Raw genomic sequence first — 22,002 nt, 5'->3', positions numbered from 1 at the left:
AAAATCACTTTAAAGTAATCCATTCATCGCGATGAACGACCTCAAGCCTGTGAAGTGATCCCTCCAGCTTCTTAAGCACATCAGGACTCGGCAGCCCAATAATGCTCCGCAGCTGTTCTGCATCATAATTAACGATGCCGCGTCCAATCAGAGAACCCTGAAGATTAACCACCTCGATTACATCACCTGTATGAAATTGTCCTTCAACCCGTCTGACGCCAACTGGAAGCAGGCTGTGTCCACCATAGATGAGCGCTTCTTCAGCACCTGAGTCAACTTGAATGGAGCCTAACGGTGAGGAGATGAACCCAAGCCATTGTTTTTTTCGAGATAGTGAATTCAATCGTGTGTCAAAATAAGTACCCTTGCCATGGCCTGTTGTAGCGTTAAGAAGATCTCCGGGCTCGCTTACACGTCCTACGAATACAGGGACTCCGCCCCGGGTAGCGACTTTGGCTGCATCTACTTTGGAACGCATCCCTCCAGTGCCTACCGCAGAGCCGCTTCCTCCGGCCATTTCGTATATTTCAGCCGTTATTTCATCAATGCGTTCATAGCGCTTCGCATCCGCATGATATCTTGGATCTGCTGTGTATAATCCGTCCGTATCGGTTAATATGATCAGTTTCTTGGCTTTGGTCAAGCCGGCAACCAGGGCAGACAGCATGTCATTATCCCCGAATTTGAGCTCGTCGACAGATACAGTATCATTTTCATTAATAACCGGAATTACGTTCTGTTTAAGAAGCTCATCGATCGTCATTCCGGCATTACCCATTCGCTTCCGATTCGTAAAATCTGTACGTGTAAGCAAGATCTGCGCTGTTTTGATGTGGTGATGTGCAAAAGCCTGTTGATATGCCTGCATAAGCAGTGCTTGACCTACAGCAGCTGCGGCTTGCTTCTCATGAAGCAGCTTAGGCCTGGTCTCGTAGCCGATATGTCCAAATCCTGCAGCTACAGCCCCTGAAGTGACCAGCAGGACTTCATGCCCGGCTTGATGGAGAGCCGCAATTTCGGAGGCGTAAAACGACACGGCGTCGTGATTCAGTGATCCGGAATCCGTAGTGAGCGAGCTGCTGCCGATCTTGACAACAATTCTAGATGACAAGAAGCATCAACATCCTTTCTTGTGATAAAAAAATAAAAACTTTCATCCTTGGCTGCTTAGCAAAGGACGAAAGTTTATTCTTCCGCGGTACCACCTTTATTGATGAGGGTATCATCCGACTCTTAAGCCTTATAACGTTAAGGCAACGTCCTGTATGAACAGGCCGCTCAAGGGGTAGGTTTCAGAAAAATCCGCGGTAAATTCTCTCAGCCTACTGGAATTTACTCTCTGCAAGCACGGAATTCAATTTCTTACTGGTCCCTGTCAGCACGTTTTCGCAATTTAAATTAATGATAGAATACCATGGAACCTTACATGATGCAAAAAGAATCTGATAAAAGATGTTAAAACAAATTTAGTCTGCCTATTCGTTGAACCGCTTCACGCAATCGTTCCTCATCACTGAGGAGGCCGACTCTGACATAGCCTTCCCCATGCCTGCCAAAACCAATCCCAGGTGCGACGGCAACCTTCGCCTCTCTAAGCAACAAGTCAGCAAAGGAGTCTGAGGAATATCCGGCAGGAACGGGCAGCCAGCTGAAGAAAGAACCGCTGGGTCGATTGGCCTTCCATCCGATCTGATCCAGTTCACTGAAGAGCGCATTCCGACGAGATTCATAGCGGTGAACAAGCTTATTTACACTATCCTGTGATGAAGTCAGCGCAGTTGCGGCCGCGGCCTGGATCCCGCCGAATAAGCTGACATACATATGATCCTGCAGTAAATTGATGAGGCTAATGACCTCTCTGTTACCAAGTGCAAATCCGACACGCCAGCCTGCCATGTTGTAAGACTTGGATAGCGTGTAGAATTCGATTCCGACCTCTTTAGCGCCCGGTGTTTGAAGAAAGCTTACAGGCCGTTTTCCGTCAAATCCGATGGCTCCATAGGCAAAATCGCTTGCTACGACGATATTGTGCTGTGCTGCAAATTCAACGGTGTCTTGATAAAATGACAAAGGAGCCGTGACTGCTGTCGGGTTATTCGGATAATTTAGAAACATAAGCTTTGCTTTTTGAACCTGGGGGCTGGGGATTTCATTATAATCAGGTAAAAAGTTGTTTGATTCAAGAAGGGGCATGCCTACCATTTCTGCTCTGGCCAGCGCAATACCTGACCAATAATCAGGATAGCCTGGATCAGGCACAAGACAAACATCCCCTGGATTAAGCAGTACTTGAGGAAGCTCGACCAGCCCGGACTTCCCCCCGAACAAGATGGCTACTTCCTTCTCCGTGTCGAGCTCAACTCCGTAATCCTCCTTATACCGATGAACGATCGCTTCCTTCAAAAAGGAATATCCGCGAAATGGCGAATATTTATGATACAAAGGATTGGCTGAGGCCGATTGAAGAGATTCTACAATGTGGTCCGGTGTTTTTGTATCCGGATTTCCTTGTCCAAGATTAATGACATCATGTCCTGCAGAAATTTCTTGGTTGACTTTTTGAACGAGTGCAGCAAAAAATTGAGTAGGTAAGCTCTTCATGACCTCTGCAGGTTCGATATGAAATGCGGAGGCAGTGAAGGATTCTCGAGCAGATTTCATTTCATCACTCCGGTTCAGTTTGTTAAATAAATTATTATTAATCTAGCATGCTTATTCCAAGCTGTATAGATGGTTTAAAGTGCTGAAGAGTGATCAGGGATCGGAAAGGGGTGCAGGATGAACATACAGAGTATGGATACCGAAACCGTACAGCAGCATGACAATATGAAGCTGGCATTACTGCAGTGCGATATTAAGATTGGTGATACAGCAGCTAATCGGGAACGGATACAGCAATTGATTCATGAAACAATACAGAAGCACCCTGATGTGAAGGTGATTCTTCTGCCGGAAATGTGGAACACCGGTTATGCCTTGACCGAAATTCATGAGCTTGTCGATGATGAGGGAAGGGTCGAACGAGAGTGGATCAGCGAGTATGCTAAACACTACAAGGTAAATATTGTGGCTGGCTCCATTGCAGAGAAAAAGAATGGGAAAATATATAACAGCATGTATGTGTTTGACATGTATGGAGAACAGGTGGCACGTTACGCAAAGCTGCATTTGTTTCGATTAATGGATGAGGAAAAGTATCTCACGGCAGGAGATGAACCCGTTACCTTTACCTTAGATGACAAATGGTGCTGCGGAGCGTCGATCTGTTACGATATTCGATTCCCCGAGCTTATTAGATCGCTCGCTCTTAAGGGGGCAAAAATGCTGTTTGTACCGGCAGAATGGCCGCAGCCTAGACTTCACCACTGGCGGACTCTGCTGATGGCTCGAGCGATTGAAAATCAGATGTATGTTATCTCCTGTAACCGGGTGGGAACAAGCGGAAGCACTTCCTTCTTTGGTCATTCGATGATTATTGACCCGTGGGGCGAAATTGTCGCTGAAGGTAAAGAGAATGAAGAGATTCTGGTGGGAAGCATAGATCCTGCTATGGTAGATGCAGTGAGAGAGCGGATTCCGGTATTTGAGGACAGAAGACCAGAAATCTATCTAAAAAAATAAATAAAAAATGGAATGGTGATGTTTCGTTTCCTTGGGACAGGTTAATATATAGTATCCCGTCACCAAAGGAGGATGATCACCATGGATTACCGCAAGGCTAACCATCTGTAAGACAAACTCAGGCGACAGGTTCACAAATTCGTAAGAGATGATAGGCACAGGCCTTTCTTAGAGAGCCGTGAGGGAGATTTATCACCCCCGTGAGTACTTTGAACCGCCGGATACAAATCAATCAAACCGATTGGATTCCGGTAAAAGATTTCAAACCTACCAATGAAGATTGACACTTTGTCCTTAGAAAGTAAGATTACTGTAATGAAATAGACAGGCGGTCCGGGAATGTATCCCGGGCCGCCTGTTCTGTGTATGGTTCGTATTTTTTATTACATAATTACATAGCTCGGCACGTTAGTCTAACAGGGTCTGCATCGTGTCCTTAAAGGTTTGAATGAACGCTTCTGCTGCACCGGAGAGATACCGTCCCTGCCGATAAGCAATAACGAGTGTACGGCTAGGAGCAGGTGCAGTTAAAGGAAGATAAACCGGGACAAATTCACTGCGGGGAGCTCTTGCAATAAAACGGGGGACGAGCGTAATGCCCATTCCGGTTGCAACCAGTGATTTGACCGTTTCCATATTGTTGCTCTCAAACACGACTTTGGGCTCGAAGCCCGCTTGCTGACACAGATCAAAGGTCAGCTTGCGAAAGCCTTGTCCCTTCTTAAGAACAATGAATGATTCATCCACGAGCTCTGCGATGTCGACCGTCAAGTCAGGATACTCCTCCCATTTACATGCAAGCGGATGCTCCTTCGGAACAGCAAGATCAATTTGCTCTTCTGCAATTTCTACATAAGAGAGGGAGGACTCCTGAAGCGGAAGTGAGAGCAGGCTTAGATCCGTCTTTCCGATGGCTGTTAACTTCTCCAGATTCATAGAAGAGTCCTCAAGCAGCGTAATTTCAATATCAGGATAATGGTCACGAAAAGCCGGGAGAACATAAGGCAATAAATGAGAGCCTGTAATCGGCATACTGCCAAAAATAACTTTACCCTTTCGCACTTGGGAAATATCGGCCATCTCTTGCTTCAGCAGCTCCACAGCATCTAAAATGTCGCTTGCCTTGGATACGAAGGAAGCTCCCGCATGTGTCAGCTCTACCGAGCTTGTATTGCGCTGAAACAAGAGAACGCCAAGCTCCTTCTCCAGCTTAGACAGCTGCTGACTGAGTGATGGCTGTGCGATATGCAGCTTCTCGGCCGCTCTTGAGAAGTTTTTTTCGGATGCGATTTGTAAGGCGTATTGTAATTGTCGAAGTTCCATGGGAAGGTCACGTCCTTAAGAAGATTTCCGAATGTTGAGTACCATGTTTATCTATTATATAGGAAATTCCTCTAAAGCGATAATTAGCTAATCATGATAATTAATAAGGGATAATATCTTGATTCTTACAGAACAATAAATAGATGATTTCCTTTCTAGAGGATCAAATGAAGCTGACTAAGGAGTATATCTTATGAATAGGATCGTTTACCGTCTGGTAACAGCTGTGTTGATGACAAGTGTGATTATTGTTTATACGGCCCTTATGACCAATCCAACAGCTGCAGCAGCGGCGCAGCCTGAGTATGCACAGTGGGGTAACATCGCCGTGCAGGAGGCAAAGAAGCATTATAATGCGGTGATCACCGATTATCAGCATTTGGGACGCAGGGTGCTGACAAACCAAATAGCAGAAGAGAGATTTCGCTTAATCGTGAAAAAGGACGGTTCTGAGTTTCCAGTTACGGTTATCGTAAAATTTAATTCACGCAGCAATGAGCTGATTGATGTGTTATTCAGCGAATAAGAAAAGGATACGGAATTAGTACATGGACTGGAATTTGTCTATAGGGCAATCCTATCAGATCTATAGTTTTTATATCTTGGAACAATATGTCTTGCTCATGTTATATTGGGTCTAATAAAGCACGGCATGACCTTGCCGTCACAATAGATCGAATAATAACTTTGAGGTGAGAATAATGAGCAAAAAGACGATGTTCGAGAAAATCTGGGATAATCACGTCATTACGCAGGAGGAAGGAAAACCAAGCATCCTCTATATTGATTTGCACCTTGTACATGAAGTAACGTCCCCGCAGGCGTTTGAAGGTCTTCGTCTCAGCGGTCGCAAGGTTCGCCGCCCAGAGCTCACTTTTGCAACGATGGATCATAACGTGCCAACACAAGACCGATTCAATATCAAGGACCCAATCTCTAAGCAGCAGATCGATACCTTGTCTAAGAACTGCCACGATTTTGGTGTCAAGCTGTTTGACCTTGATACGATTGATCAAGGGGTAGTACACGTAATGGGACCGGAGCTCGGACTTACTCATCCGGGTAAGACCATCGTGTGCGGTGACAGTCATACATCTACACACGGTGCTTTTGGAGCACTTGCATTCGGTATCGGTACTAGTGAGGTTGAGCATGTACTGGCAACACAGTGCCTTCAACAGGCCAAAGCCAAAACGATGGAAGTACGCTTTGTAGGTAACCGCAAGCCTGGAGTAACGGCTAAAGATATGATTCTGGGCGTTATTGCGAAATATGGTACAGACTTTGCTACAGGTTATGTCATTGAATATACAGGAGAAGCGATTCGGAGCCTCAGCATGGAAGAAAGAATGACCGTCTGCAACATGTCTATTGAAGGCGGTGCAAGAGCAGGGATGATCGCTCCTGATGAAACAACCTACACTTATCTTCAAGGCAAGCAGTATGTCCCTCAAGGTGACAGCTTCGAAGAAGCGAAACAAAGATGGGACGCTCTGACGACAGACGAAGGCGCTGAATTTGATGTAGTGGTAGAGTTTGATGTTGAATCCCTTATCCCTCAGGTAACTTGGGGAACCAGTCCAGGTATGGGTACGGATATTACTTCCCGTGTGCCTGTTCCAGCAGAGCTTCCGACAGAGAATGAACGCAAAGCAGCGGAAAAAGCAATCGAATACATGGGGCTTGTCCCAGGCACGCCGATGTCCGAAATCGAAATCGACTATGTATTTATTGGATCATGCACGAATGGACGGATCGAGGATTTACGAGCTGCAGCTGAAGTCGCACGCGGCTACAAAGTATCCGAGCGGGTAACGGCAATCGTCGTACCAGGCTCCGGACGAGTGAAGCTTCAAGCGGAGAAAGAAGGGCTTGATGTCATATTTAAGGAAGCCGGTTTTGAGTGGCGGGAAGCGGGATGCAGCATGTGTCTTGCAATGAATCCGGATGTGCTTCAACCGGGTCAGCGCTGTGCATCCACCTCCAACCGGAACTTTGAAGGCCGTCAAGGACGCGGTGGAAGAACACATCTGGTATCTCCGGCAATGGCTGCCGCTGCAGCTGTCGAGGGACGGTTTGTAGATGTTCGTGACTGGAAGATCAAAGAAGAAGTAATGAGCTAGGGTCAGCAGATAAAGTTGGGTTATCTTTTGAATCGAGAGGAGAATACAAGCATGGAGGCTTTTACGAAATTAACAGGTCTTGTTGCACCTGTAGACCGAGTGAATGTGGACACGGATGCGATCATTCCGAAGCAATTCCTAAAAAGAATTGAGCGTACGGGATTCGGACAGTTTTTGTTCTATGAATGGAGATTTGATGAACAGGGTAACGAGATTCCTACCTTCTCCTTAAACCAAGATCAATATAAGGGGGCATCTGTTCTCATATCCAGAGCTAACTTTGGCTGCGGATCGTCTCGTGAGCATGCTCCATGGGCAATTCTGGACTACGGATTCCGCTGTGTTATCGCTCCTTCGTTCGCGGATATCTTCTATAATAACTGCTTCAAGAACGGCATCCTTCCAATCAAGCTGTCTGAGGAGCAAGTAGAGGATTTATTCCAGCGTACGAATGCGAACCCGGGTTATGAGCTGAATGTAGACTTGGAGAACAAGACGATTACAGATCAGCAAGGCTTGTCGATCTCATTTGATCTGGATGAGCACCGCAGACAATTCTTGCTGCAAGGGCTTGATGATATCGGCTTAACGCTTCAGCATGAGGATGCCATTACTGCTTACGAGCAGAAGCATGCTGCTAAATTATTTGCATAATACAATCCATTCAATAGACTTAAGAGAATAAACATATCAGTAAGCAGGTCCGGATAAGAGATATCCGGACTTATTTTTTATACACAAAGAGCTATATTTCTCGTGAATGTAATATGAAAGTAACATAGTTGATAGCTGGCATGCTAAAATATGACAAATTCGTAGCACCACAGTGGATACTTTTTTGATATGATGAGATAGATCCGCAACTTTTATCCATTTCTGTCGTCTAATATTTTGTTAATAGCTGGATTCTTTCTGTAATTTAATAGAAAACGAGCTATGTTCAAAAAAAAGCAGAATTGGAAGGGTGACGGATGAAAAAGTTAAAAGTTTTAGTCGCATTGCTATGCTTCATGTGGATCTTCCCTGGTCTCGGACAAGCAGCGACAGACATCAAGATCGTTCTCGATGGCAGTCAGTTGAGTCTTCCCTCTGGCGTAAAGGCAGAGAATATCAACAGCAAAGTTATGATACCCATTCGTGTCGTCTCAGAGAAGTTAGGTTACAGTGTCGGTTGGGAGCAGAAGACGAAGACGGTTACTATAAAACAAGATCAAACAGTAATTAAGATGGTAGCTGGCAAGAAGACCGCGACCGTCAATGGTTCTACCGTCAATCTTGACGCTGCGCCAATCATCAAAAATGGAACAACGCTTGTACCCATCCGCTTCGTAGGTGAGACCATGGGATTGCAGGTGAGCTGGAACAATCAAAGCAAGACGGTGTACCTCAATTCAAACAGCGGCTCAGGCGGAAGTGAAATTCCTCCTGCTGGCGGTAACGGCAGTGATTCGAATTTGATTCAAGTGAATGGAATCAGCTTTACGGACAGCAAGCTTATGATTGCAACAAGCGGAGGAGCGGCGCCGACGGCATTCAAAATGTCTGCCCCAGACCGAGTTGTTGTAGACATTCCGAATGCCGAATTCAGCAGCTTGTTCGCAGATACACAAGCGCTTGACATCACCAAGAGCATAGCCGGGCAAATTGTCGTCGATGGTTATGAAGGTGTAGAGAAAGTAAGATATGCGCTCTTCAGCAATGATCCTTCCACAGTACGAGTGGTTATTGATCTGAGCTATGCGATGAATTATAAGATGACTTCCTCGAATGCAGGCTTGATTACCGTTACATTGGATACGGATAGTGGTACAACGACACCGCCGGCGACGAAGAAGAAAACGGTTGTTATTGATGCAGGGCATGGAGATCAGGATCCAGGCGCAATCGGAGTAACAGGCAAATATGAGAAGAACTTTACCTTGACGATGGCACTCAAGATCGAACAGCTCCTTAAAAAGGAGCCGGGCATTAACGTTATTACGACTCGTGATGATGATACATTCCTTGAACTGTCCGAACGAGTTAAAATCGCAAACAATGCAAAGGCAGATGTATTTCTATCGATTCATGCGAATGCCGGACCGGCATCGGCAACAGGTTCAGAAACTTACTATAACCGTTCCAACAGCAAGTCACTGGCGAACACAGTGCACAAGTACATGGTACAGGCTGCAGGTCTTAGAGACCGTGGGGTCAAAACAGGTAATTTTGCCGTTATAAGAGATACGACAATGCCTGCAATATTGCTCGAGGTTGGATTCCTCAGCAACAAGAACGATGAAGCAGCACTCTTTAATACAACCTTCCAGAATCGTGTAGCAGAAGGCGTAGTGAAGGGCATCAAGGAATACTTGGGATTGTAGAATCCAAATGGATGAAGCAGCAAGAGCTTGTGAATGAAAGAAATGACAATCCTTAAACGTCTCTACAATTAGCAGACAGTACATTCTTCGTTCGAACGATTTAATAGCTGACAAAAAAGGGTGATAGAGATGATGAGAAAAAAATGGTGGATGGTCGCATTATTGGCTGTATCACTGACTACACTTGCAGCCTGCGGAAACAATCCAACCGCCTCTCCACCGAATTCCGATTCGGAACAGCAAACAGGCAGTGAAACGGATCCGCAAACGGATGATACACAAGGAGAAACGGAGCCGGCTGAACCTCAAACGCCTCCCGAAGAGAGCAACACTACTGGAAATGGAGGGACAAGCACCGGCGGCACGAATGGAAGCTCTAGTGAGCAAGCTGAGGATGTAGAGACCAAGGAAGCTGACATTCAGGTCTATTACACCGATCCGGAGCTGCTTGAGGTGAAGTCTGCGACGCAAACGATCTCTTACAAAGCGGATTGGAGTAAGTATGAAGCTGCCTTTAAGGCACTTCAGCACAGTGACAGCGAAGAGCTGGTTCCATTGTGGTCTGAAGAAATAACCATTAATAAGCTGGAAGTCGATGGAGGAAATATTACACTTGATCTGAAAATTCCAGCAACCGCAAATCTGGGATCGAGCGGAGAATCCTTTGCTATTGATGCCCTGAAGCAGACCTTCTTCCAATTCGAAGAAGTAGAGTCACTTGAGCTGCTTGTTGATGGTGAGCAGAAAGAAAGTTTGATGGGACATGTTGAATTAGAACATCCCATGACAAGAGAATAGATATAGGTGAATCCATTTCATAAACTTTATACTTTTATGGAATGGATTCCAACTATACAGCAATATCTTGCTGACGATCATGGTATACAAATTGATGTGCACATATAGAGAGGAGAAGTAATCTTGACTTTCAAACCTAGCGATATCAATGCCAAGCATTCCAAAAAAATGGTATCTGCCATGCTCGCCAGTCTGATGGCGCTGAGTGCCGGTGCGGGAGTGGCGGGAGCTGATACAGCTCCCGCTGCTGTCACGACGGCGGCTCAAGGCGCATTCAGCGATGTAAAGAGCGGATACTGGGCAGAAAAGCATATATACAAACTTGCATCTCTAGACATCTTGGTGGGAGACAGAGGGCTGTTTAGACCGGGAGATGCAGTGACCAAGCAGGAAGCTGTGACCATAGCCATTCGATTTATGAACCAGAAATCCAACCTGCCTGCTGGCAGCAGTATAAAATTACCTGATGGCATTAGCACGAGTGAGTATGCCAAATCCTATGTATCTCTTGCTTTTGATCTGGGTCTGCTAGAGGAAGCAGAAGAAGCTAAGGGGATTTCAGAGAAGGCGATTTGGGGGCAGCAGGCAGCTTCGAGAGAATGGATCGCGAAGCTTGTCATTAGAGCCATTGGTAAAGAAGCGGAAGCAAACGCAGCAGGAAGTGCCAATTCCAGCTTCGTTGATGACAGCCAAATTACAGTAGCCAATAAGCCTTATGTCAACCTGGCGGCAGAGCTTGAAATTGCACAAGGAACAACAGGCAATAAATTTAATCCGCAAGGCACTGTAACTCGAGCTGAGATAACAGCATTCTTCAATCGCGGCAGTGAATACACCGATTATAAATATGAGAATCAGTACAAAGGATACATAACCGAACGAACAGACAGCAAATTAACTTTGTACACGGGAAGCGAATATGTAAGCTTTACTATTAATCCAGCTACAGCGTTTTATAATCGTTCATCTTCATCCAAAATCGCGCCATCCGATATTAAACTGTACACAGAAATGGTTGTATCAGGTACAAATTTCAATGCAGCCTATGTAGAGAGCACAAGTGATACTCCTCAGGTTGAAGCCATTGAAGGCAGCTTTGAACGTCTGTCAGGCAACAAATTATGGATGTTCACCGGAGATACGTATCAAGAGTTTGCATATACGGATCGTACGGTTTTCTATGATCAGAATGGGCAAGTGATCAAGCCGGAGAACATGACTGCCGGCAGCATCGTTGAACTACAGCGTGAAACCTTTACCTCAGCCAAAAATCCGGTTGTTGTTCAAGTCAAATCCGGGATGGTTAACAAATCGGCAGAAGGCACCATTCAATCCATTGATCCAGTAGCCGGCACTGTAACGGTGGTGAGCACCACAGGTACAACGGATGTGTTAAAGATTCAGGAAGGAACGACAGTCATTCGTTACCATAACGAGATCGTAGCTTTATCTGAGCTCAAAACAGGCACTGTGATTAAATATTCGATAAAAGATAGTATTACCCAATCCATTGAAGTTACAGCGGGTGTTGAACGTACGGTACGAGGAACCCTGTATGAGCTGGGCTCAAATCTATCAACCATTACTTATGATCGGAATGGGTCACTTGAAGTGAAGCTGCTTGCACCAGATCCGCAAATTATCATTAGTGGTATGGACAATCCCAAGCTGACGGATCTGCTTGCAGACAAAACCTCTGGTGATGAAGTTGAGCTTACGCTGAATGCAGAGGATCAAGTAACCAAGATAGAAGTGCTTAATCGTCAAATGGAACCGCTGAATATGGTTACGGTCGTATCCTATAACAGCAAGACCAAATTACTGACGGTGCTTGATTCTAACCAGAAGCCGCATGTGTTTACACTGAATGATGCAACAAAAGTAGATTACAACAGCACCAAGCCGACGCTATCTGGGATCGAGCCTTATTTGACGGATGGAAGAAAAGTGAACTTAACGACGATTGGCACGCGTGCACTTTCCATTAGTATTGTGTACAAATACGAAGGTACGGTGTCGGAGATTAATACCTCCTCCAAGACAGTGAAGCTGATTCAATCTAATGGGCAAAGCATCAGCATCCCGTATCAATCAGCACCGACGGTTGAACTATATGGCAAGGCTTCGGCATCCTTATCTGATATCAGTATCGGAGATCAAGTAACGGCAATGCTTAGCAGTAATCAGGACAACTTAAGCAAGTTGTATGTCAAATCGGCTGCTCAGTTTGAGGTCGTATCTCTGAATACCTCAAATTATCGGGCAGAAGTGAAAAAAGATGGAGTAACGAGCTCTATTTATGTGGATAGTCTACCGATTACGAATGATAACGGAGCAGTCATCAAGCCTTCGGATCTTCAGAAGGGGATGCTGATTAACGTAGCTTTTGATGGTTCTTCCCCAACGGCTGTATCGGTCGTCAAGCAAACATGGGGCGAAATTAGTTCCATTAACGGTGGAGTTGTCACCTATAAGACGACAACCGGATCAAATGAGACGATAAATGCAGGAAGTAAAGTGAAGGTTGTGAAGAACGGAACGACTTCAAGCAGCATGAGTACACTGATTGAAGGAGATCATGTAATTGTGACTAAGGATGCTGATGGAACACCTGTATTCCAGGTGCTGACACCGCTTAGCAAAACGTTCTGGAAGTACAATGTTGCAGCAAATGAATTGCAGGTCAAGCGTGCATCCATGACAGACAATAACTATCGCTTTAATTTGTCACCAAATGTTTACATTCATGAAGGAGACACGACTTTAAGCGTGCAATCTCTCAAAGATAATGATAATATTGTAGTGTATCTGCTCAATAACGTAGTTATCGAGATTTCTAAACAGTAGTCATTTCTTTAAACGGCAAGCGAAAGAATGACCGTCTTGATACGGACCAAACGTATCAAGACGTTTTTTTTGTGGGAGGTAAGCTCTTCATGAATGCAGCGACAGTACGTCACATTCTTGATACGATCGCAAATATGTTTCCAGACGCTCATTGTGAATTGAACCACAGCAACGCGTTTGAACTCACCATTGCTGTATTGTTATCTGCACAATGTACGGATGAGACTGTGAATAAAGTGACAGCCGATCTATTCCAGAAGTACAAAACACCGGAGGATTATGTCTCCGTGCCGCTCGAAGAGCTCGAGCAGGATATTCGGAGAATCGGATTGTACAGGAACAAGGCAAAGCATATACAAAATTTGTGCCGGATATTAATTGAACAGTACAGAGGAGAAGTTCCTAGCAGGCATGATGAGCTGGTTCTGCTCCCGGGAGTGGGCCGTAAGACGGCGAATGTGGTCGTTTCAAACGCATTCGGAGTCCCAGCCATAGCGGTAGATACTCACGTTGAGCGTGTATCGAAACGGCTGGGATTGGTGAATTGGAAGGATTCTGTGCTTGAGGTCGAGAAGAAGCTGATGAAGAGAGTTCCTATGGATGAATGGACCCTTACGCATCATCGATTAATCTTCTTTGGTCGATACCACTGCAAAGCGCAGGCTCCCAAATGCCAGGTGTGCCCGCTTCTCGATGTATGCCGTGAGGGCAAGAAGCGTATGAAAACGTCCCAAATCAGGAAAGATAAGGAACGTAGTTCATCTGCTTTACCTAAAAAAATTGCAAATGAATAGTAGAGGATGAGTTAACCATGAAATGTATTTCCGTGTATACTGACCAATTTGAAGCTTTTTCTGATATTTTTGAAGAGATCGTTTCAACTGAAATGAGCGAAAATGAAGAAAAAGAAATCGAGGGCATCACAGTGAGCCATTCCGGAGATGTACCCGAGCATTATTTGGAGCGCATGTCTCAGAAGCCTGAAGTGGTTGTAATGAAGGACAAGAGCAGAAATATTACCATTCTTCAGCATGGACAAGTGTTCGAAATCCTGCTTCCTGCGATGGAAAATGCAGTTTAACGAAGCGTTTTCAGCTTAAGCGATTTAACAGCTGAGCCGCTATAGGCAATAGATCATACTTTGACCGGGCACCTTTCATTAGGTACCCGGTTATTTGGTATGAAGAACATTTTGAGCCGCGGTGGTTCATTTCTATCAAGGTCAGTGATAAAATATACATATTTAACGAGATGAAGAGAAGGAGTCTTTAGAGGACATGCTGACGAGTGTAAAGAGACAGAACGACGATTTACGTATGCGTTTACAAGATTTGCAGAAGCTCTTCCTAGACCATGATGATTCGAAGGCTGCAGCGTCAATTGCCGATCTTCAAGGAAAGGCAGAGGCAGGTGAACTGACCCTGGCGTTTTGCGGACATTTTTCGGCAGGAAAATCGAGTCTCATTAACCGCTTATGCGGCAAAAAAGTACTGCCTTCGAGTCCAGTGCCGACAAGTGCGAATGTCGTAGCCATCCGGAATGGTCCGAGACAAGCGAAGATTCATCGAACTGCACCCATTTCGAATCAAGGAGAGCTTTCGGATCAACCTAACCATGAGATAGATGCCGTGAATGCTGCGAGCCTGTATCCCATTACCGTGTCACCCGATGAGCTGGACGAGTACTGCAAGAACGGAGAGCAGTATGCTTATATTGAAGTGTGGGAGCAGGTCGGACTTCTCCAGGAACGAGCAGTTCTGCTGGATACGCCTGGAGTGGATTCAACGGATGGCGCTCACAAGCAAGCGACCGATTCAGCACTGCATTTGGCGGATGCGGTGTTCTATGTGATGGATTATAACCATGTCCAATCCGAGAATAATCTCACTTTTGCGAAAAGTCTGTCAGATTGGGGCAAGCCGCTCTATTTAATTGTAACTCAAATTGACAAGCATCGAGATGAGGAGCTGTCTTTTGCTGAGTACCGGGCTGCGGTAGAAGCTGCGTTTAACGCTTGGGAAGTCTCTTACGCTGGGCTGTTGTTTACAACTCTGCGGAAGCCTGAACATCCATATAACCAGCTGAATGTCCTTCCGGACGTAATAGAGAAGCTGTTGTCCATTCGAACTGATCTGTTGAATCACAGCCTGGCATCCTCGGCGATTCATATTTCGAAGCAATTTCTTATGAGATATGAGGATGGAAGAGAGGAACGCAAAGGAGGGCTCCTGACAGAGCTCGGTGGAGAAGAAGGCGCCGCGAGGCTTGCTGCCCGAAAGCAAGCGATTGAACAAGAAATTCAGGCAGTCACAGAGCTCCCGCAGCTTGAACTCAACCGGATTCGAGATGAAGTGGATCGTCTGCTTCAGAACGCTAATTTGACGCCTGCCGATGTCAGAGAGGCAGCTGGGAAGTACATCGAGAGCCGGCGCCCTGGCTTTAAGGTGGGGTTTCTCTTTTCGGCGGGCAAGACGGAACAGGAGAAGCAGGAACGCTTCAATCAATTCTGGTCCTTGTTCAGCAAGCAGGCAGAAGGCCAGGCAGCATTTCATTTGAGAACCTTGCTCCGCCAATTGGGCCATACGCACGAGCTGTGGAATGAGGAGTGGGATCAGAAGCTGGATGAACAGCTGTACAGTATCGATGAAGGGCTAATCACCTCGAAAAGCACTCCAGACGGAACCGTAACGGGTGAGTATGTGCTGAATTATTGTAAAGAGCTTCGAGCCGAGCTCATTGCAAGGTACCGCAAGTCTGCCCTGGAGCTTGCCGAACAGCTGCTGGAGGGATTAAAGTCTGCGGCTGCAGATAAACATGGAGAGCTGTTAAGGGAGCTTGAAGAGCTCCGCAAACAATCTGCTGCAGCCGAGGCGTTAACGGCGATCGAGCAGGAGATCGCCGCGATGTCCGCTGCCGTGCAGGCTCTGCTGCCGGCAAAAGACCAGCTGACCGCAGGTGCGCTGCCTGCGGTCACGGCCCCTGCTGTGCCTGAGCAGCTCGGCACAGCCTCCGCCGGAATATCAGCCATGTCCACATCGGCTGATATTCCGGCCGCAGCACGCGAGCCCCGCACGAGGCTCGCGCATGCGCCGCTGGCCGCTCGCAGGCACGAGCGGCTAGCCGCTGCGGCAGCCGGCCTTACGCAGGCGGCTGCCCTTGTAGCCCCGTATACCGCCATGAAATCGGCGGTACGGGGGCTCACCGCCCGCGCGGCGTCGCTTGCGGGCGGTACCTTTACCCTGGCGCTGTTTGGTGCCTTCAGCGCCGGGAAGTCCTCCTTCGCCAACGCCTTGCTGGGCGAAGCGGTGCTGCCGGTATCGCCGCATCCAACGACCGCGGCGATCAACCGGATTATGGCGCCAGCCGAAGGGGCGGCACACCGGACGGCGCGGGTTGCGATGAAGACCCGCGATGCCTTATGGCAGGACCTGACCTTCTCTTTTGATCTGCTTGGACTCGGGAAGGCCGAAGAGCATTCCTGGAGAGAAAAGGTTGCTGCGCTGACTCCCCAGCAGGTACACCCGGCAGGAAGACCTCACTACAGCTTCCTCAAGGCAGCAGCTGCTGGATACGATGAAGCAGAGCCTAAGCTTGGAAGTGCGTGGATTGCCAGCATGGACGAATACCGTGCCTATGTGGCAGAGGAGCAGAAGTCCTGTTTCGTGGATTCAATTGATCTGTACTATAACTGTGAATTGACCTCGCAGGGAATTATTTTAGTCGATACGCCTGGGGCGGATTCCATCAACGCGAGACATACGGGTGTAACCTTTAATTATATGAAAAATGCGGATGCTCTCGTATTTGTCACTTACTACAATCATGCTTTCTCACAAGGTGACAGGCAGTTTCTAAATCAGCTTGGAAGAGTCAAGGATGCCAAATCACTGGATAATATGTTTTTTGTCATCAATGCAGCAGACTTGGCATCCTCGGAGGAAGAGCTGGAATTAGTTAAGGAGCATGTAACAAACCAGCTGCAGCACAATGGGGTGCGTGTTCCTAAGGTCTATCCGGTATCCAGTCTGCTGGCACTTCAAGCCAAACAGCAAGGAGATGAAGCCAAGCTGGATGCATCTCGGTTCACTGTATTTGAACGTGCGTTTAGTCATTTTGCCGGAGATGAGCTCCCTGATCTAGCGATCCATGCAGCCAGTAAGGAAGTCGGTTATGTTCGACAGCGTGTGGAGCAATGGATTCGTGATGCCCGACAGGGAGAAGCCGAGCGCCTGGCCCGCAAGCAGAAGCTGACGGATATCAAACAGCACGGACTTGAGCTGTTATCGGCTTATGGCTCATCTAACAAGGATGCGGAAATTGCCCAGGAAATGAAAGAGCTGCTATTCCATGTCGGACAGCGTATCAGCTACCGGATGTCTGAGTTTATGTCTGAAGCTTTTCATCCATCTGTATTGAGAGAAGACCAAGGCGATCTTAAAGGGATATTCCATGCCTCGGGAAGAGAACTTCTGCGAATACTGTATCTCGAAATTGAGCAGGAGCTGCTGGCTACAACACTGCGGATGGAGAGCAAGGGCCAGCGGCTCACTCAAGAGGAAGCAGAACGAACAAGCAGACGACTTGCGGAAATTTCGGATGGCATCCAAGTGTATTCCGAAGTTACTGGCCATTGGGAGACACCTACTCTTAAGAGAACCGATGTGAAAGAGCCGATTGCTTGGAAGAACGTTTGGAAATATTTCAAAAATCCAAAGCACTTTTTCGAAGGACCTGGGAGAAAACAGCTTCAGGCTGCATTGGAGCCGGAATTAAAAGCACTCCTTCTTCAGGAGCTTGAACACAACGAAGCGTATCTGATTACGTATTTTCAAGATTTAACCCGGGCCTCTCTAATGGATCATAAAGAACGAATGGAAGAGCAGTGGTCCGAGGAGATCGCTGGACTGATCGGTGCATTGGAATACGCGAGTGATATCCATACACTGGAAGAGTTAGTCACACGATTAAATGAAGCCCAGGAAAGTTTAATTTAAACCGTTTATTACCTTGAGAAGCATCCCTCCTTTCGGGGCAACCGAAAAGGGATGCTTTTATGTTGACATCACCTAGCTAAGCTGAGAATATCCGACTATTTAATTGAGAGTTGCCCATTATTTCCTGATATTGCCCTTTCAAACCAAAAGAAGCCTGAAAATGAGGTCTTTTTCGCTTTGCCGGGGTTTTAAGCCGGTGATAAACTTCATTAATGTTCATAAGATTTTATACAAGATGAGTAAGATTTTTGAGGAGGAGAAACATGGATGTTCTCAGGCAGCTGCAGGGCTTCTTCTGGTCCAAACGGAATTTGATGTTTATGTCTATTTTTTGTTTGGCCATTGCCACTGCACTCGGGCTCGTGTACCCGAACCTTCTACGCGTGCTGATTGATGATGTCATTACCCCCGGGAATTATGAATACGTTCCCATGCTTGCCCTATCGGTACTAGGCGTAGTGATCATCAAAGCATCATTTCAATTTTTACACGGATTTTTTGGTGCAAGACTAGGGAACTACCTGGCGTATCGTCTTCGGAATGCATGCTATGAGAAGCTGCAATTCTTGTCCTTCCGTTACTATGATACCGCCAAGACAGGTGACCTGATGTCACGCCTAACCGGAGACTTGGAGGCAATTCGTAACTTTATTGGATTTGGATTTGCCCAGATTCTCAATATGGTGCTTATGGTGGTCTTTGGTGCGATTATGATGATCTCCATCAACTGGCAGCTGACATTACTTACCCTTATTTTTATGCCTGTGCTGGTCATTGTCGCCTTGAAATTTGAAACCCAGATTCACCCCGCATTTCAGGAAATGCGGCTGGCTATGAGCTCTTTGACAACCGCTGTCCAAGAGAACATTACCGGAGTACGTACCGTTAAATCCTTTGCCCGAGAGCCTTACGAGGTAGATAAGTTCTCTCTTCGCAACGAACGCTACAAATCGAATCAAATCTTCGCCTCCTCACTGTGGGCCAAGTTCTTCCCAGTTATGGAGCTGCTGGCATCCCTCAGCGTAGTTCTGCTGCTTGTCATCGGAGGAAGACTCGTCATCCATCAGGAGCTGACACTAGGTGAGCTTGTTGCTTTCTTTAGTTTAATTTGGTACATAATCGGACCGATGTGGAACATCGGATTTCATATCAATAACTATACCCAGTCCAAAGCATCTGGTGAGCGGGTGCTGGAGCTGCTAAACCAGCCAATTGACGTACAGGATGGAGAAGATCCTATCACACTGGTGCCGGAGCATGTCAAAGGGCATGTCACCTTCGATCATGTTACGTTTGCCTACGGTAACAAAATTCCTGCTGTTGTGGATATCAATCTGGATGCACCTCCAGGGACAGTGGTCGGCTTCCTAGGCGGCACCGGATCAGGCAAATCGACGATTATCCAGCTGCTTATGCGTGCCTACAACATTTCGAGTGGAACGATTAAGATTGATGGAATAGACATTAACGACATGAATATCAAAAGCTTGCGTAGTCAGATTGCGGCGGTCTTTCAAGAAACCTTCTTGTTCTCGTCCAGTATCCGTAATAACATTTCCTACGGCATGAAGGATGTGTCGATGGATGAAATTATTCGTGTATCCAAGCTGGCAAAAGCCCATGATTTCATCATGGAGATGCCGTTAGGCTACGATACTGTTGTTGGTGAACGCGGAATGGGGCTGTCCGGAGGACAGAAACAGCGGATCGCCATCGCAAGAGCGCTGCTGCTGAATCCGAAGATTCTTGTCCTCGATGATGCAACCAGTGCGGTGGATATGGAAACAGAGCATGAAATTCAGTCCGGATTCCAGGAAGTGATGCGGGGAAGAACGACCTTTATTATCGCCCATCGTATATCTTCGCTGCGTCATGCGGATGAGATCCTTGTGCTAAATGAAGGCCGTGTCGTTCAGCGGGGCACACATGAAGAGCTCATCAGCTCTCCTGGACAATATCAAGATGTATATCATATTCAATACGCAGATCATATTGCCCGCATTAAACGGGCGCCTGGAAAGCAGGTGACACATGAGTAACGATGCAGCTGTCGAAAAACAAAACATTCCAGGTGTGAATGAGAAGAAAGCGCAGGAGCGTTTTGTTTATCAAGACGATGAAGTTATTGAAAAACCATTTAACTGGGGTCAGTTTTCACGACTCTTTTCCTACATGAAACCTTACGCCAAACAGCTGCTTCCGATCGTTATTGTCATGATGGTGCTAGGAACAGTTACAAAATTGACCGTTCCTTATCTTACCAGTCTGGCTATCGACAGAGCGATCGCACCCACGGATGGAAGCAGTCCGAGTCTGACGCTGCTGTATTGGATCGCAGGTGGAATCCTGCTTCTCTATATTATCCAATGGGGAGCAGCCACAATCCGGATCAAATATACGAATATTATTGGGCAGCGGGTAATTTACGATCTAAGATCGGATCTGTTCAAGCATATTCAGAAGCTTTCCTTCTCGTTTTTTGATAAACGGCCGGCGGGCTCGGTTATGGTCCGGATTACAAACGACATTAACTCGCTTCAGGATCTGTTTACGAACGGGGTAGTCAACCTGCTGATTGACTGTGTTCAGCTCGTCGGAATTATAGTCATTCTGATGTTTATTAACTGGAAGCTGGGTCTGGCCGTCGTTCTGACGGTACCGCTCATGTTCTTTATTTCTACGAAATTACGGGTGAAGATTCGGCGGGCATGGCAGGATGTGCGTATGAAGAACTCGCGTATCAACTCGCACTTGAATGAATCTATTCAAGGCATTCGCGTAACCCAAGCTTACACGCAAGAAGAAGAGAACATGAAGTTCTTTGATCAAATGAACATGACGAGCCGTAAATCCTGGAACCGCGCTTCGACGATGAACCAAGCGTTTGGTCCACTGATTGAAATTACGGGCGGAGTGGGTTCCCTCATTTTGTTCTGGTTTGGTGCTTATTTGATTCAAGAAGGGGAGCTGACCATCGGGCTTCTTGTCGCCTTTGCCAACTACGTCGGCAACTTCTGGGATCCGATCAACCGCTTGGGCCAAATGTACAATCAGCTTCTTGTGGCGATGGCATCATCTGAGCGTATTTTTGAATTCATGGATGAGGAGCCGGGCATCGCTGACAAACCAGGAGCGAAGCCGATTCCGAAGATCCAAGGCAATATCAAGTTTGAGAACGTCATATTTGAATATGAGAAGGGACGGCAGGCTCTCAAAGGAATTGATCTTGATGTCGAGGCAGGTCAGTCGATCGCTCTTGTTGGTCATACCGGATCAGGGAAGAGTACGATCATTAATCTGCTGAGCCGTTTCTATGATGTAACAGATGGCAGGCTGACGATTGACGGGTACAATATCCGGGATATTACAATCCGAAGCCTGCGGAGTCAGATTGGTATTGTGCTGCAGGACACGTTTATATTCTCAGGCACGATCCGTGATAATATCAGGTTCGGACGATTGGATGCGACAGACAAGGAAGTCGAGGCAGCGGCCAAAGCCGTCAATGCACATGAATTCATCATGAAACTGCCTGGAGGCTACGAAACGGAAGTGGAGGAGCGAGGCAATGTTCTCTCCATGGGACAGAGACAGCTGCTGTCCTTCGCAAGGGCACTCCTTGCGGATCCTCGGATACTCATACTCGATGAAGCGACAGCGAGCATCGATACCGAAACCGAGCTTAAGATTCAAGATGCACTGAAGGTATTACTTGAAGGAAGAACATCGTTCATGGTAGCCCATCGCTTGTCCACCATTCGCAATGCAGATAACATTATCGTGCTTGATCATGGTGAAATTAAGGAGCAAGGAAATCATGAACAACTTATCCAAAAACAAGGGATTTACAATGGCTTGATCGAAGCCCAATTCAGATTTTTGTAAATTTTATTCGCGAAATTTAAAATTTCCATGTAATATTCACAAGAAATA

15 protein-coding genes are annotated in these 22,002 nt (G+C 46.6%); 12 read left to right on the top strand and 3 right to left on the bottom strand.

Annotated features, from left to right (window positions below; genetic code table 11):
* Nucleotides 1-4 precede the first annotated feature (4 nt).
* Together proB and PUW25_RS16625 are read right to left on the bottom strand one after the other, a co-directional pair.
* On the bottom strand, nt 5-1,111 hold the full coding sequence (proB, locus tag PUW25_RS16630) for a glutamate 5-kinase (RefSeq protein ID WP_047911181.1): 1,107 nt from the start codon (nt 1,109-1,111) through the stop codon (nt 5-7).
* 344 nt (nt 1,112-1,455) lie between these two features.
* Nucleotides 1,456-2,661, bottom strand: coding sequence for a pyridoxal phosphate-dependent aminotransferase (locus PUW25_RS16625; RefSeq protein WP_047911182.1), 1,206 nt, complete (start codon nt 2,659-2,661; stop codon nt 1,456-1,458).
* A gap of 117 nt (nt 2,662-2,778) precedes the next feature.
* Here PUW25_RS16625 and PUW25_RS16620 point away from each other — a divergent pair, with 117 nt between their 5' ends.
* Nucleotides 2,779-3,621 carry a carbon-nitrogen family hydrolase gene (locus PUW25_RS16620; protein ID WP_238546323.1) on the top strand — a complete coding sequence of 281 codons (843 nt, stop codon included), beginning with the start codon at nt 2,779-2,781 and terminating at the stop codon, nt 3,619-3,621.
* 408 nt (nt 3,622-4,029) lie between these two features.
* Here PUW25_RS16620 and PUW25_RS16615 read toward each other — a convergent pair whose 3' ends face one another.
* Nucleotides 4,030-4,944 carry a LysR family transcriptional regulator gene (locus tag PUW25_RS16615; RefSeq protein ID WP_047911183.1) on the bottom strand — a complete coding sequence of 305 codons (915 nt, stop codon included), beginning with the start codon at nt 4,942-4,944 and terminating at the stop codon, nt 4,030-4,032.
* A 193-nt stretch (nt 4,945-5,137) separates the two neighbouring features.
* Here PUW25_RS16615 and PUW25_RS16610 point away from each other — a divergent pair, with 193 nt between their 5' ends.
* The 11 genes from PUW25_RS16610 to PUW25_RS16560 all read left to right on the top strand — a co-directional run bounded on the left by PUW25_RS16610 (nt 5,138) and on the right by PUW25_RS16560 (nt 21,954).
* Nucleotides 5,138-5,470: a DUF3889 domain-containing protein gene (locus tag PUW25_RS16610; RefSeq protein ID WP_047911184.1), complete on the top strand. Its 333-nt coding sequence runs from the start codon at nt 5,138-5,140 to the stop codon at nt 5,468-5,470.
* Nucleotides 5,471-5,645: 175 nt separating this feature from the next.
* Nucleotides 5,646-7,067, top strand: a complete 1,422-nt coding sequence (gene leuC, locus PUW25_RS16605; RefSeq protein WP_047911185.1) for a 3-isopropylmalate dehydratase large subunit — start codon at nt 5,646-5,648, stop codon at nt 7,065-7,067.
* 51 nt (nt 7,068-7,118) lie between these two features.
* Nucleotides 7,119-7,721, top strand: coding sequence for a 3-isopropylmalate dehydratase small subunit (gene leuD / locus PUW25_RS16600; RefSeq protein ID WP_047911186.1), 603 nt, complete (start codon nt 7,119-7,121; stop codon nt 7,719-7,721).
* A gap of 317 nt (nt 7,722-8,038) precedes the next feature.
* Nucleotides 8,039-9,430 (top strand): N-acetylmuramoyl-L-alanine amidase family protein, encoded by a 1,392-nt coding sequence (locus PUW25_RS16595; protein ID WP_274337302.1) that lies wholly within the window; start codon nt 8,039-8,041, stop codon nt 9,428-9,430.
* Nucleotides 9,431-9,559: 129 nt separating this feature from the next.
* Nucleotides 9,560-10,228 (top strand): GerMN domain-containing protein, encoded by a 669-nt coding sequence (locus PUW25_RS16590; protein ID WP_238546324.1) that lies wholly within the window; start codon nt 9,560-9,562, stop codon nt 10,226-10,228.
* Between the two features lie 123 nt (nt 10,229-10,351).
* Nucleotides 10,352-13,075, top strand: a complete 2,724-nt coding sequence (locus tag PUW25_RS16585; protein ID WP_052511832.1) for an S-layer homology domain-containing protein — start codon at nt 10,352-10,354, stop codon at nt 13,073-13,075.
* Nucleotides 13,076-13,164: 89 nt separating this feature from the next.
* A complete protein-coding gene (nth, locus tag PUW25_RS16580) occupies nt 13,165-13,869 on the top strand; it encodes an endonuclease III (RefSeq protein WP_047911188.1) in 705 nt (234 codons plus the stop codon).
* Between the two features lie 17 nt (nt 13,870-13,886).
* Nucleotides 13,887-14,156: a hypothetical protein gene (locus tag PUW25_RS16575; protein WP_047911189.1), complete on the top strand. Its 270-nt coding sequence runs from the start codon at nt 13,887-13,889 to the stop codon at nt 14,154-14,156.
* A 196-nt stretch (nt 14,157-14,352) separates the two neighbouring features.
* Nucleotides 14,353-18,069: a dynamin family protein gene (locus PUW25_RS16570; RefSeq protein WP_052511834.1), complete on the top strand. Its 3,717-nt coding sequence runs from the start codon at nt 14,353-14,355 to the stop codon at nt 18,067-18,069.
* 263 nt (nt 18,070-18,332) lie between these two features.
* Nucleotides 18,333-20,108: an ABC transporter ATP-binding protein gene (locus tag PUW25_RS16565; RefSeq protein WP_047911190.1), complete on the top strand. Its 1,776-nt coding sequence runs from the start codon at nt 18,333-18,335 to the stop codon at nt 20,106-20,108.
* Nucleotides 20,101-21,954 (top strand): ABC transporter ATP-binding protein, encoded by a 1,854-nt coding sequence (locus tag PUW25_RS16560; protein WP_047911191.1) that lies wholly within the window; start codon nt 20,101-20,103, stop codon nt 21,952-21,954. Before PUW25_RS16565 ends, PUW25_RS16560 begins: the two co-directional genes overlap by 8 nt.
* Nucleotides 21,955-22,002: the final 48 nt, after the last annotated feature.

The sequence above is a fragment of the Paenibacillus urinalis genome (assembly GCF_028747985.1).
Lineage (GTDB): Bacteria > Bacillota > Bacilli > Paenibacillales > Paenibacillaceae > Paenibacillus > Paenibacillus urinalis.
The sequence above is the reverse complement of the archived record's forward strand: the minus strand, read 5'-3'. Positions and strand labels throughout refer to the sequence as shown.

Coding starts and splice junctions, on each gene's coding strand:
- PUW25_RS16625 (WP_047911182.1), bottom strand. CDS start 2,661: ATGAAATCTGCTCGAGAATCCTTCACTGCCTCCGCATTTCATATCGAA.
- PUW25_RS16590 (WP_238546324.1), top strand. CDS start 9,560: ATGATGAGAAAAAAATGGTGGATGGTCGCATTATTGGCTGTATCACTG.
- PUW25_RS16565 (WP_047911190.1), top strand. CDS start 18,333: ATGGATGTTCTCAGGCAGCTGCAGGGCTTCTTCTGGTCCAAACGGAAT.
- PUW25_RS16620 (WP_238546323.1), top strand. CDS start 2,779: ATGAACATACAGAGTATGGATACCGAAACCGTACAGCAGCATGACAAT.
- PUW25_RS16570 (WP_052511834.1), top strand. CDS start 14,353: ATGCTGACGAGTGTAAAGAGACAGAACGACGATTTACGTATGCGTTTA.
- nth (WP_047911188.1), top strand. CDS start 13,165: ATGAATGCAGCGACAGTACGTCACATTCTTGATACGATCGCAAATATG.
- leuD (WP_047911186.1), top strand. CDS start 7,119: ATGGAGGCTTTTACGAAATTAACAGGTCTTGTTGCACCTGTAGACCGA.
- PUW25_RS16575 (WP_047911189.1), top strand. CDS start 13,887: ATGAAATGTATTTCCGTGTATACTGACCAATTTGAAGCTTTTTCTGAT.
- PUW25_RS16615 (WP_047911183.1), bottom strand. CDS start 4,944: ATGGAACTTCGACAATTACAATACGCCTTACAAATCGCATCCGAAAAA.
- leuC (WP_047911185.1), top strand. CDS start 5,646: ATGAGCAAAAAGACGATGTTCGAGAAAATCTGGGATAATCACGTCATT.
- PUW25_RS16595 (WP_274337302.1), top strand. CDS start 8,039: ATGAAAAAGTTAAAAGTTTTAGTCGCATTGCTATGCTTCATGTGGATC.
- PUW25_RS16560 (WP_047911191.1), top strand. CDS start 20,101: ATGAGTAACGATGCAGCTGTCGAAAAACAAAACATTCCAGGTGTGAAT.
- PUW25_RS16610 (WP_047911184.1), top strand. CDS start 5,138: ATGAATAGGATCGTTTACCGTCTGGTAACAGCTGTGTTGATGACAAGT.